This is a genomic window from Anaeromassilibacillus sp. D41t1_190614_C2 (assembly GCF_015558525.1).
Lineage (GTDB): Bacteria > Bacillota > Clostridia > Oscillospirales > Acutalibacteraceae > Anaeromassilibacillus > Anaeromassilibacillus stercoravium.
This window is the reverse complement of the sequence record NZ_JADMOD010000008.1, coordinates 113228-126924: the sequence shown is the minus strand read 5'-3', so window position 1 is coordinate 126924 and position 13697 is coordinate 113228. Positions and strand designations below refer to the sequence as shown.

At 51.1% G+C, this 13697-nt stretch carries 7 protein-coding genes; all 7 read left to right on the top strand.

Features of this window, described 5'->3' with window-relative positions; genetic code table 11:
* Positions 1–734 precede the first annotated feature (734 nt).
* Genes I2G69_RS08270 through I2G69_RS08240 form a run of 7 tightly spaced genes read left to right on the top strand, consistent with a single transcriptional unit; the run spans position 735 to position 13684 of the window.
* Entirely contained in the window at positions 735–2003 is a 1269-nt protein-coding gene (locus I2G69_RS08270; protein ID WP_195560623.1) for an SPFH domain-containing protein, read from the top strand.
* 31 nt (positions 2004–2034) lie between these two features.
* The gene (locus tag I2G69_RS08265; protein ID WP_195560622.1) at positions 2035–2736 is read left to right on the top strand and encodes a hypothetical protein; all 702 of its coding nucleotides are present in this window, start codon (positions 2035–2037) and stop codon (positions 2734–2736) included.
* Positions 2737–2760: 24 nt separating this feature from the next.
* A complete protein-coding gene (locus tag I2G69_RS08260) occupies positions 2761–4752 on the top strand; it encodes a hypothetical protein (protein ID WP_195560621.1) in 1992 nt (663 codons plus the stop codon).
* A 37-nt stretch (positions 4753–4789) separates the two neighbouring features.
* Positions 4790–7498 (top strand): ATP-binding protein, encoded by a 2709-nt coding sequence (locus I2G69_RS08255; RefSeq protein WP_195560620.1) that lies wholly within the window; start codon positions 4790–4792, stop codon positions 7496–7498.
* 25 nt (positions 7499–7523) lie between these two features.
* Positions 7524–10772: a hypothetical protein gene (locus I2G69_RS08250; RefSeq protein WP_195560619.1), complete on the top strand. Its 3249-nt coding sequence runs from the start codon at positions 7524–7526 to the stop codon at positions 10770–10772.
* Entirely contained in the window at positions 10769–11923 is a 1155-nt protein-coding gene (locus I2G69_RS08245; RefSeq protein ID WP_243254922.1) for an HD domain-containing protein, read from the top strand. Before I2G69_RS08250 ends, I2G69_RS08245 begins: the two co-directional genes overlap by 4 nt.
* A 42-nt stretch (positions 11924–11965) precedes the next feature.
* Positions 11966–13684, top strand: coding sequence for a hypothetical protein (locus I2G69_RS08240; RefSeq protein WP_195560618.1), 1719 nt, complete (start codon positions 11966–11968; stop codon positions 13682–13684).
* The last annotated feature ends 13 nt before the right edge of the window (positions 13685–13697 follow it).

Here is a 13697-nt window from a genome sequence, read left to right as displayed (position 1 = left end):
CCTATGAAGGCTCTGTCCTTCTACTTTTTTATTTGCTTTTACTTGCTCTTCTGTCCAACATGTATTGTAGCTCTACAAATCTGAACGGACAGTATTAAGAAAAGGACTTACAAACAAATTATAAATGGGTTTATGAACTCCTTTTGAGCCTGTTTAACTTGCTATCTGATCTGTTTCTAATTGTTGTTTAATGTGCTCTTGTATCTGCTTTTGCTTATCCTCTATAGAAATATTTTTTTGCCTCAAAATACCTTCTATGTACTATACTTCAAATTTGTAATATTTTTTGAAAATTATTAAATTGCTTTTTCTTTCATTGGAAAGACCTTCTGGTTTTTTATTGTTGCAGTTAATCAACCGCAACTTTATTTTACCAGGAGGTTTTTTATTACATAATTTTTTGCTCTCTCTGGCTTAGATATTGTTTTGTAAAATTGCTCGCATTGCAGTATGAATGTGGATTTTTACTCTTGTAGTGTTGTGTGGCTCGTTGATGAATTGTTTTTGAAGTGTGTAATAATTGTGTAGATAGATTATATGCGAACAATTTAAAATTGTTTTTAGGCAAAACGTCAAAAAATGAATGGGAAAAATTTAAGATTATTGGAATTATGTAGAAGAATCTATAAAACATGAAATAATAGTAAACAAATTGTCGAAAAAGTGTTATGATATAAAAAACTTTTCATACTTTAACAAAATCATTTGAATAAGTCTAGGAGGGGGGAATTCGAATGCCAATTTCTTCCGTCATCAAATTTGAGGGGAATCCGGATCAACTGATTTGGAAATCCTCGATCGAAAATTTCAATACAACGTCTCAGCTTATTGTCGATGAGACGCACGAAGCGCTGCTTGTGGTCAACGGCAATGCGGCAGACCTGTTTGGCCCCGGCTCCCACACTCTGTCCGTGCCGAACATTCCGATCCTCCGATCTATCGTCAACATTCCCACCGGCGGAGAGACTCCTTTCCCCTGCAAGGTTTTTTTCATCAACAAGGTTCATCAGATGGAACTTCTCTGGGGAACACAGGGGCCTATCGCGCTTGAGGATCCACTCTACGATATCTTTCTGCATGTCATGCTCCATGGTGCTATGTCCGTTTCCGTGGAGGACTCGCGCAAATTCATGCTCAAACTCGTCGGTTTCCGCCAGAATTTCGACGCCGCTACGCTGATTTCAAAGTTTCGCGGTATTATCTCTTCCCATGTGAAGGATTGTATTTCGAAGATCATGATCAACGGAAAGCTCAGCTATTTTATGATGAACGCTAATCTAATGGAGGTTAGTGAGGTCGTCAAGGAGCGCCTCGATCAGATCTTTGAGGAATATGGCGTAATTGTTCAATTCTTTAATATCGAGAGCATCGAGGTGCCGGAAAAAGATTATGCCGCAATCACCGACGCCAAAAACAAGCGCTCAAGCCGCATTATTCAGGGCTACACCTGGCAGGAGGAGCGCCAAATGATGATCGCCGAAAAATTTGCATCCAACGAAGGAACGATGGGCGCGATGGGCGGTATCATGGGCGGCGCGATGGGCGGCATTATGATGGGCGGTACCATCAGCGAGCTGGCTAGAAGCGCGCTGAGCGCGGATCGCATTCCCACCCAGGCTCCGCCGAAGGATGTGAGCGGCGTTTCTTCTCCCATGGGAAGCAATGCGGGCGGCTCGTCCATCCGCGACATCCTGCACGCCGGACAAAACGCAGGTCCAGCCATCGTGCAGCCCTCGCAGCCTGCTCCGCCGGCCGCAGCTGTGCAGCAGAGCGTTGGCGGCGTCATGCCCTTTGATGTGGACAGCGATTTCTCCTCGCCCGCTTCTCCGGCGCCTTCCTCTCCGGGGGAAGGAAAGTTCTGCCCGGAATGCGGCGCGGCTCTTTCTCCTACCGCAAAATTCTGTCCGGAGTGCGGCACTAAGCTCAGCAGAACATGCCCCGGCTGTGGCCATCCCATTGAGGGTACGCCAAAATTCTGTCCCGAGTGTGGCACCAAGCTTTAAGTAATGAATGATTTTTTCTGGAGGTTGGATCATGACTACGATGAACAAACGCAAAGCCGGCGGTATGTCTATTGCCGTTCTCGGCATCCTGTTTTTTGTATATAACCTATTTGTGTTCCTGCTCGGCAAGCCCGAAACTCCTGTCTTCTGGCTCAGCTACGGTTTTATGATCTTCGCGTTCGGCTGCCAGGTTGCCTCCTTGTTCCTTTCTGCGAAGACGCTGGATGCGGAAACGGTTTTCTTTGGAATCCCTTTGATCCAGTTTTCCATTTTCTACTTTTTTGCAGAATTGTTTGCCAGCACAGTTTTTATGTTCTTCCAGCACATCGTCGATATCAAAATCCCACTTCTTATCCAGACGCTTTTACTAGCCGCCTTCATGATCATTGCCATTATGGCGGTGGCAGGCCGGGACGCGGCAAAGGCAGCGAAAGATGATGTCAAGGAAAAAGTGGCCGCCCTCAAGGGGATGGGGGTGGATGTGGAAATGCTGGCCTCTTCCGTTCAGGATCCAGAGCTGCGCACTCGTCTGAAAAAATTGGCGGAGAGCATTCGTTATTCCGATCCCATGACCACTCCGGCGATCGAAGACGTAGAGCAGCGCATCCATATGACCATCAACGAACTACGTGTGTATTGTGAGCAGGGGGACAAGCCTTCTGCTCTGGAAGCAATTTCCCGGTTGGACCTGATGCTTGTGGAGCGCAACAAAAAATTGATGCTTTCCAAATAAGCTGTTAAGCCGGGAGTTTTTATCATGGCTATATCCTATTCCACAAAAAAATGTGATTCCTGCGGCGGAAGTCTTGTCTATCTTCCGGAAAAAAAGGTATGGCAATGCCGGTACTGCGGGCAGGAAATTTTACGGGAAGAGACGTATGACGGACTTTTCACCATTAAAAACGTAGCGCGTCAGTGCATTGTTGACACAGCATACCGCCGCATGGACGGGGCAAACAACAATCTGACGGAATGTGAAAAAATTGATTCCTCCTATATCGGGACATTGATCGCTCGTATTTGTTACCGTTTGATCGCGGTGATTACCCCCGGTGCATGCCGTGAGGAGGAAGCCCGCAGCATGTTTCAACGGCTGCGGGACGACTACCAGACGCTGCAGGCCAGAGGAAGCGCACCGGACGACGAGGAGGAAGCCATGTACGAATTCCTCGCCGGGGCGGATTCTGCTTCGGACGCCTTTGCCCTGCTTACTCTTGTGTTTGACACACTGGGAGACAGCGGGCGGGCGCAATACTTTGCCTCTATGATTGAACCGGCAAAGGTCTATTCCAAAGAATGCAACAAGGATCTCCTGACATTCTCGCTCAAACAGAAAAACATGGAGTTGGCCCAAGCGATTGCCTCAAACACCGCCAATCTTGACACGCACAGCGCACTTGACATTGTGCTCGACAAGGCTCCCGATATTCCCGGAAAAGCGCAAATGGCAAAACAACTGTTTGAGGCTGGCGCTTATACCGATCAGGATCAGCGTCACCTGCAGGCATATCTCTCCGGGAGCGACAGCTGCGGCACAAAGGCAGCAATCGTCATCGCGAGCTGTGGAACAGGCGCCACACCAGATATGGAAGCAATTCTCACGCATGTGCTCTCGCAAACGGAACCGGAGGATACCGCTGCGGTACTTGACGCTGTCTGCACCGGACAGCTGTATGACAGCGAATTGTATGAGCTGCTGGACTATGCGCTGGAGGAAAAGGCGGACAAAGCGGTTTTGATCCTGAACAAGGTGGCGGCTTCCGAGCAGTTTGCCGTGCTTAACGCCAGGCGGCTGGAAACTTTGTTTGCCGATACGCAGAAAAGCGCAAAGGACCGGCTTACTGTGTGGAATGCATTGCAGCAGCTTCGCTTTGACAACAAAGCTGTGGAAACGGCTGCCACCCATTATCTATGCGAAGGCGCCGATTCGCCAGAGGATCGCAGAAAGCTTCTCCAACCGCTCCTCTCTGGGTTGGAGATGATATCTCCCGCCACTCTGGAACGTTATCTTCTTACCTGCACGCTTGACGGCCCCCAAAAGGCGGATATCCTTTCTCTGCTCTTTTCCCTGAAAAAAATGCAGCCTTCCTTTTTCCACGGCATGCTTGGGAAATATATCCGCAACTCCCCGGATGAACCGGAGGTGCGCCGGGAAGTCACACAAACCTTGATCGACGCGGGTCTTACGCTTGATTCCGGCGATCTCAACGAATTGATCTGCCGGGACGGGGTAAGCCCGGACAAAAAAGTGGAGCTTCTGCGGGATTTGGAGAAAAACGGCAGCACGGTACGGGCAGATGCACTGAGCGTTTACCTGGAGCGCTGCTGTCAATCATACAATGAAGCGCTCTTTGCCTACCTGTTTGAAAAAACGTCTTCCATCTCAGAGCGCGCGTTATCCAATTTTGTGCTATATTGCGCTAAGGAATCAGCGGCGAAGGCACAAAATGCGGTTGTGCTCGCACAACGGCAGACCGCACCTTTTGGAACAAGCGCCTGTCAGATTGTACATCTGGCACACCATATTTCCTGTAATTTGATGCAGGCGTACCTGCTCACCACCACGGATTCCTATGAAACCGCTTCTGCCCTCCTGCAAAACATGTCTTCCTCAGCCAAGCTTACAGCGGATATGCAGGTAGACGGCAGCATGGTGCGGATCAAAAAATATGTAAAAGAGAACAGAGCTGCTCTCACACCGCTGACAGAACAGCTCTGCGACGATAAACATCTGTTTTCCATGTTTTAATCAAGATGGGACCATCGAAACAGAGGGGAAATTACGCATGGTACATATTTCGAGAATAAACGGAGGAAAAGCTGTTGGCCTCGCGGTATGTGAGGTAACGGCGATCCCCTATTATGAGCTGCTGCATAAAGAACTGGATCGTGCCTGTCATCTGAACCAGGTGCTGTTTGTGCAACTGATCACAGGCTTTTACCGCCGCTCCCCGGCCAATCAGGCATCCCTTGAGATCCTGTGGCAGAGTATTCCGGTAAAAAATCAAACGTATGCAGCACAGGTGCGACAATACGTCCTGCTGCGGCAAATGGGAACCTCCGCTCTGGAACTGCAGAGCGCACTGGAGGAAACACAACAGAACCTGGTCAACGAACTGGAAGGAAAAAACTTTTCCCTTCGTGTGCTGGGGGAGGAGGATCTGGCCTCTTTTTCCAACCAGCTTGAATCGGTAGACAGCAGCGCCGTTTTGGCCATTTCCCGGAAGGAACGATACGCACAACATGTCCTCATGCCGAATTCCTGCCTGTATTACAACGATCTCGTGAGACCTTCCGAAGATCTGAATATTGCGGATCTCACCAATATGCTGACTCAGAGACCAAACAGTGCGGTTTCCCTGCAGCTGATCCCCACCGTATACACGGCGGAGGAAATCATGGGAATTGAAGAATCCCGCCGTTACATGAGTATGTACATCAGCAATATGCGGTTCTGTCAGGGCATTCAGGCAGACGCCAATATTCAGGCGATCGCCGATGCCTACGATTCTCTTCTTGCTTCCGAGAAAGAACCTCTTTTCTATTATAATTTTTTGATCTATGCTCAACCGAACAGCGCATTGAGCATTGCGAACAAGGTAATCGATGCCATTGGTGAGGAGGGGAGCGCAGCCGGCAGCGCCTTTGAGACGGTGGATCTCACAGGCTGCGGATTAGCTCCTCACAAAAAGCTGGAACAACAGCCTTGGGCGATCAGCAATCTTCTTGTTTTCCAGCAGCGCGATCGCGTGTTCTGGGATCTTCCGATTGCTCCGCTTTATTTTCTCCGCCTGAAATATTTGATGACCGCGCGTGAGCTCAGCGGCATTTTCAAGCTTCCTATTGACGATGGCCACACTATCGGTCTGGAAAGCAAAAAACTTTCCAGCAACCGCGAAAAGCTGAACCAAAGCATCATCAGCGAGGGAAACTTCAAACTGGGGCGCATCCTCAACGCCAGCCGCACCCAGGAAGGGGACGCTGCGCATGCGGGCGTACCGCTGAACGATTTTACCAAGCATGGCCTCATCGTGGGAATGCCGGGCTCCGGCAAGACAAATTTCTCCCTCGGAATGCTGCTGCAATTCTGGCGTGACTTCCAGATTCCGTTTCTGGCTATCGAGCCGACAAAGAGCGAATACCGCTCCCTGCTTGACGCCATTGACGAGCTGCAGGTATTCACTCCCGGTAAAAACGAGGTGTCGCCCTATATCGTGAACCCGTTCTTGCCTCCTCGCGGCGTTACGGTGGAAACGTTTATTCCGAGCCTGATGAGCGCCTTCAAGGCGGCTTTCTCCATGCCGGATCCTCTGCCGGACATTTTTCTGGCGGCGGTGAATGAATGCTACAATGAATATGGCTGGCATCTCAACAGTACAACCGACGATCCGAATGTGCAGGTTTTCGGACTGTATGAGTTTATCAAGGTGTTTCGCCGCAGAATCCGCAATATGGACTATAAGGGAGAAGTGCGCGCCAACATGGAGAGCGCCGGTGTTGTCCGTCTTGTCAGCCTGATTGAGCAGAATCCCAATATTTACGATACGATTCATTCCATCCCGCTGGAGGATTTGCTGCGCACTCCCACCGTAATTGAACTCAATGCCATCAACAACAAAGAACAGAAGTCACTGATTATGGCGTTGCTGCTCATCCAAATTTGTGTCTATACCAAAAACAATGTTTCCGGCGACGGAAAACTCAAAAATATACTGCTGATCGACGAAGCTCATGTTCTTTTGGGTGGGCGCGGCGGTGCTGTGCAAGAAGGTGCGGCCGATTCTCAGGGCAGCACGATAGAAGCGCTCGAGGATATGATTGCCGAAATCCGCTCCTATGGCACCGGGATTATCATCGCGGACCAGTCTCCCACAAAGGTGGGACGCAGCATCGTCGCGAACACAAATGTCAAGGTGATCTTCAAGCTGGTGGAGAAGGAAAATAAGGACGCCATCAGTACGGCCACCAATATGGAGCAAGCAGACTACGACCTTCTGGGACGTCTCGGCGTGGGCGAAGCCATGCTGCACTATGGCCGTGTCTATTCTCCTCTTCACATTATGACCTATCATGTTGGAGAAAAAGCGAAGATTCGCCCCGTGATCAGCGACGCGGAAGTTGCTTCCCATGTCACCTACTGGAAAAATCATGAGGAACTTCTTGTGCCGTACCGGGAGTGCGCCTGCAATACGGACTGCGGTGGCCAATGCAATATAGCCATGCGCACAGACGCGGATTTCATCGCCATTAGATTGATTAATCAGCTTTTGTATGAAATCACGGATAAAAAAAGTTTTGTGCAGCTTCTGGTACAGCTCGATCCGAAGATTGACGCTGAGCTCAGCAAGCTGCCAGGCATTTCGCCCTCGCTTGCATTGCGTAACTGCGTAAAAATTAAATTTCTGCGTAAAGCGTTACTTGCGAAAAATTTTGGTCTCCGGCGCGAAGAGTACGATGTGGTGCTCAAACATCCTCGTTTCCTAAAACAATCCTAACGGAAAAACGGGAGGAGGTGCAGAGGTGGACGAAGAGTATGGCGGCTTTGACGAGGGAATGGACAATGTAACGGGACTGGATATCAGTGACGACACAGGAGCGGAGCTGGATGATGTAGGCTCATGGATGGACGAGATTCCAGAGGCGGAGATCGAGGAATTTTCCGATCCGGAAACGTTCACAGAGGAGGACGATCTGGATATTGCCGCTGTGATGGATGAAGCACCTGGGATTCCGGAGGCTGAAGAGATTCCGGAGGCTGAAGAGATTCCGGAGACTGAAGAAATTCCGGAGGCTGAAGAGATTCCGGAGGCTGAAGAAATTCCGGAGGCTGAAGAGATTCCGGAGGCTGAAGAAATTCCGGAAGCTGAAGAAATTCCGGAGGCTGAAGAGATACCGGAGGCTGAAGAGATACCGGAGGCTGAAGAGATACCGGAGGCTGAAGAAATTCCGGAAGCTGAAGAGATACCGGAGGCTGAAGAGATCCCGGAGACTGAGGAGATTCCGGAAGCCGAGGAGATTCCGGAGGCTGAAGAGATCTCGGAGACTGAGGAGATTCCGGAAGCCGAGGAGATACCGGAGGCTGAAGAAATTCCGGAAGCTGAAGAGATACCGGAGGCTGAAGGTGTTTCGGAAGCCGAAGAGATTCCGGAGGCTGAAGATATTTCGGAGGCTGAAGAAATTCCGGAAGCTGAAGAGATCCCGGAGGCTGAGGAGATTCCGGAGGCTGAGGAGATTCCGGAGGCTGAAGAGATCTCGGAGGCTGAAGAGATCTCGGAGGCTGAGGAGATTCCGGAAGCTGAAGAGATTCCGGAGGCTGAAGAGATTCCGGAGACTGAAGAGATCCCGGAGGCTGAAGGTGTTTCGGAGACCGAGGAGATCCCGCAGGACGAAGAAGCAGATTTCCCACTTCCTGGAGAACAGGAAATGATGGAGGAGCTGTATGAAGACGATACCCTGGAGGATTCCTGGGATATACAGTCTGAAAGTACAAATGAGCAAGAAACTCAGGACACTACAGATGAGGTACAGGAAACTGATGAGGTCTTGGGTTCTGAAATCGAAGATACTGTTGCAACTCAGGAAGTGGAACCGGAAGGTTTTGCTCCCCTACCATTGACTCCGGAAGTATCAATTCCCAATGAGATGGCACAGGAGCACCCCGATGTCACAGATACCTCCGGAGTGGTAGCAGAGACATCCTCATCCTCTGAAATTACTGAACTTTCTGGACTCCCCACTGTTCCCGGAGAATCCGGCATCCCCAGCGATCCGGGAATGCCGTCAGGCCCCCCGCCAGGCCCCCCGCCAGGACCCCCGTCAGGCCCCAATAGTCCCAGCCCGACGGGAGGTTCGCTTCTTTCCGCAAGAGACCAGATGACAGAATATCTCAGCAGACACAATTATGGCCGGGAAGATTTCTCCACCTATTGTCAGGATCCCGAGTGGCAGCGACTCAACAATCAGCTGCTGCAGGAACAAGAAATTCCTCCCACGGCAGCGGATCAGATGTCTCTCTACATGGCGGAACATAATTACAGTCAGATGGATTATCCCACCTACAGCCAAGATCCCGAATGGCAGCGAATCAACGAAGCATATAAGGTGGATCCCGATATGCGCATTCCCGTGACTCCGTACGAGAATCGCATCGACGCCATACTTGCATCCAGCGACGAGGGACAAGAGCTTTCTGCATACGAAACACTCGAGCCGCAGAGCACAGACGTGAGCCCCCAGACGGAAACACTCGAGCCGCAGAGCACAAACGTGAGCCCCCAGACGGAAACACTCGAGCCGCAGAGCACGGACGTGAGCCCCCAGACGGAAACACTCGAGCCGCAGAGCACAGACGTGAGCCCCCAGACAGAAACGCTCGAGCTGCAGAGCACGGACACCAAAGAACCAGTCTCTCCCCTTGTTGATTCACAGGAAAGGCTGACCGATGAAGTTTCCCAGAACGCCGAAGGATTTTACAAACAGGGCTACAACGACTTTGGGTTTGAAGGAACCTGCGGCCCGACTTCTGTCGCAAATGGTTTGAACCAACTGCTGGGAGAAAACCGTTTTTCAGAAAACGATGTGCTTACACAGGCGGTGAACGAGAATCTCTGCTTCCATGATTCCAATAATTTGGAGGATTGCGGAAGTACGACAACAGAAGAATTTGTACAGCTCTATGAGCACATGGGCAAGCTGAGCGGTGAAAACATTCAGGTTGATACCTATGAGTTTGATGACGTTCTCTCGATGGAGGAGGTCGCACAGAAACTGGAGGAAGGCTGCATTGTAACCGCGGCGGTCGATTCCCGCACTTTGTGGGATGAGAATGTTGACGATGCAATGGGCACGCCTTCCATATCTCGGGCGACTGACCACTGGATTACCGTCACCAAAGCGGAACGTGGAGAGGATGGAAGCATCACCGGTTTTGAGGTGATCGACTCCGGCGGCGGTGTCTCGTATGTAGACGCCGAGACCTACCAGCGCATGTGCTACGGAGACGAGAACCTGCACCTGACGGACCCGACTTGCGTGGTTGCGCAAAGGGAAATGTCGGAAGGAACACAGGAGACCGCTACAGCCGAAACCGGGGAATTCCCGGCAGATGTGGAGCCGTCCGGCGAAAAAATACCGGTGCTGCAGGAAAGCAGCGAATTCTTTGCGGGTATGGATGCAGAGGATCTCGCCCGCAATCAGGCGGCAATAGAAAAGCTGGATCCCGATGAGCAGGCTGTTTATTTTCAGGCTCTGCGCGATGAACCAGCCATCACACAGGATATCTGCCGGATTGCGGAGACCTCCGGAGGACAGGCGGTCGGACTTGAACACCGGGTGAAATTACCGGATTCCCTTGAGGAAAAGCTGCATGAGCGCGGCGATCCCATGGACATCCACGAAGTGAGCGATATTCTGCGGTATACACAGACTTTCCCGCCGGAGACACTCACACAGGGAGTCAACGACAGTCTGGCGCTGTATGAGCAGAAGGGCTACGAGGTTGTTCAAGTTAAAAACACGTGGTCGGACACTTCAAATCCCTACAATGGGATCAACGTTAAGCTGATCTCGCCCAGTCACCAGAAGCTTGAGGTGCAATTCCATACCCCGGAAAGCTACGAGATCAAAAACGGTCCCATGCACAAGCTGTACGAGGAATGGCGCAAGCTTCCGGAAGACAGCGACGAGGCAATTGTTTTGCAGAATCAAATGTTCGCCCTGAGCCGCCAGATTGCGGTGCCGCGGAACATATCGGAGGTTAAAAACAGATGATCTTTTACAAACTGACCGATCCCATTCGCAATGGGGATATTATCCGCGCGGAAGGGCGCAAGCATTATTCCTATTCCTTCGGCATTTGCCGTTGGGTGCGCACAACCGTGATGATGGCTTACATGAACCCGGATTCTTCGCTTTATGGAAAATATGAGGAGGTATCCGAGCAGGAGGCACAGGAGCTGGTAATCCGTAAGAGTGCCGTTCTCGCTCGGCTTCTCCCGAAAGCGGAGGCACTGGCGGAAAAATATCATGCCGGACAGTTCGACAAGGCGGGGGCTCCTTATGTGGAGCATCCCCGCGCCGTCGCCGCCATGCTCGACGATCTGGAACAGAAAATCACAGCCTGGCTGCATGATCTGTGTGAGGACACTGCGGTAACACCGGAGCTGCTGCTGAAAGAGGGCTTCACGCCGCGGATTGTCCAGGCGGTACGCATCCTCACAAAGCCGCGGGAGATGGACTATTACGACTACATCCGGCGCGTGCGCACCGATCCAATCGCGCGGGCCGTCAAGCTGGCCGATCTCACGCACAACATGGATCTGAGCCGTCTGCCGAACCCGACGGACCGGGACAGAGAACGTCTTGAAAAATACCGGAAAGCGTTTGCGTACCTGAATCTGGAGGGAGAGCTTCCTCCCCATGAGCTGCCCAAAAGCCAGGAAGCATCCTTTTCCTCATCCATTCGCATCTTTCAGACGGTATCGGCACAAGCGCTTCAGGGGAAAAAGCTTCCCCACGGGATTTCCAATCCGGTACTTCGCAGGGAAGACGGAAAACTCTATTTGGCTTTCTTCGTATATCTGTACCAGAAGCGGAATCTGGACGAGGGCAAACTTCCGCGACCGTCAAGCTGGCTTCTGACGGATCTCATCAGCGGTGAGATTGTGAACCGGTTTTCATGCGTCAACCGGGACTTTTCCTCACAGCCAGAGGGTTCTTTGTATTCTATTGCTTATCCGGACAAACCAAAGTTTTCCCGGGAACAGTTTGGCGCACTGTATGAGAAGTTGGATCGCGTGCGAGATCAGTATGCCAAAACAGAACAGCTTGACGCACAGACTTATCAGGCATATTTCGATCAGATGCTTGAACTGGTTCCACCAACCTACCGTGTGTTTTACCGGGAGCTAAGTCGGCTTTGACGCTTCCGGCGGCAAAACAAAAACAGGAAAGGAAGTGCAGGAGTGGCAGACAATGACGAGAGACAGCGGGAAGAAGAACTTATACGGCAAATCAACCGCTGCATTGAGGAAAACAACATGCTCCGGGAGGAGCTGGAGGCAGCCATTCATAACGTGCGGAACCTTACGGATAATGTTGATAGTCTGGCGCAGGTTGTCGTGCAGGATATCAGCGCGCTGGGCAAGCAAACCGTTGTTCTGAATGAAAATGTCACCGTCGTGAAAAATGAGCTGGCAGACCTGACCCATCGGTATTTTTTGTTCAAGAATTTATCCACAGCATCCAAAAACCTGACCCAGTGCACCGATGAATACTACACAAAGTTTTCTCACTACCACAAGCTGCGCCGTATCACGCTTGGCTATGTCATCGGGCTGGACAATGCCATTGTCTCCAGCGAAACACTGCGCAAGGAAGTAGAAAAAATTTATCTCCAGAACACCGAATACTGGTTGGCCTACGCGATTGCGGCTGTGATGCTGTGGGCAAGCAACGAAAAAGACGCGGCAAAACGGGCTCTGGACAAAGCGCGTTCGCTCGATCTGTGCCGATCCGACGTGTTCTTCCTGCTGATCAACCTGCGATTTGACCGCCTGGACACCGCCAAGGACTGGTATCTGGATTACTTGGATAAAATCAACCTGACAAGCCTTGGCAGTGAATACCAGTATCTGCTGCAGGCGTATCTGGCGGGTCTGTTCGGCATGGATCCGGAATTTGAATCCTATGTCTCGGAAAACTTCCAGAAAGCCCTCGCGCAGGTAGACGCCGTGACCGTCGACTTCGCAAACCGTTTTTCGACGCGCACCAAAGCTTATGCAGATGCTTACCTGCATGTGACGGAGCAGGAGTTCCCTGTACTCAAGGAAATATGCAAAGAGTACGATGAGCTGAAACGATTGCTTGGCCGCGCTGAGTGTAACTCCTTACTGGCGCAGGAGTACACGGAACTTGCACACCGCGAGGAAGAATACAGCGAAGATCACTCCCAACGCGTGGAAAATGTGCTTTACGACTTGATCAACGCCTATGACGATGAGGAATGGAAGGTGATCAAGGAACAGAAGCGAAATGAGGCAATTATCGAGGCCAAGGGCGATTTGGCGGCCGCGGATGAAAAATACAAGCTCCAATACGCCGATCTGGACAAAAAGCGTTCGCTTGCCGATTTCCTTTTTGACTGGGCCTTTTCAGAGGATCCCTCCATCACAAACCTCACCATCAAACGTTTTGCGGTTTCTTTGATGAAAGCGGCCATTGCACGAGGCTTCACTCGCTTTGCGGAAGAGTACCGGAAGCAGGAACCGGAGCGTATTCATCTGGAGATTGACGGATGTCCACTCGAATGCGGCGAGGAGGAGTACGAGACACAGAGCGCAAAGCTTTCCACGCATTACACGAAGAACCGGATGAAAGAAGCCTTCAAGGACAAATACATTCAAATCTTTTCCATTGTGTGTATTGTCAGCCTGCTTTTTCTGGTTTTCACGGCGTTTTCATTCAATCCTGTGACGCTGACCATCGGAGTTCTTGGCGGGATTGTTGGCGGCTTTGTGCTATGGCGGCGCTTTGTTGAGGTCGGCCGCCAGCTCGAGGAGAGAAAGCGATTGGGTCTGCTCAAACTGCGGCAGGCTTTGGAAGAGATGGCTTCGTGGCGAAGACTTTTTCACGAAGCGGACGAACATGCGGCCGATGTGCAGCAGGCGCTTGAGCAATTTTAACAGGGAGGGATTT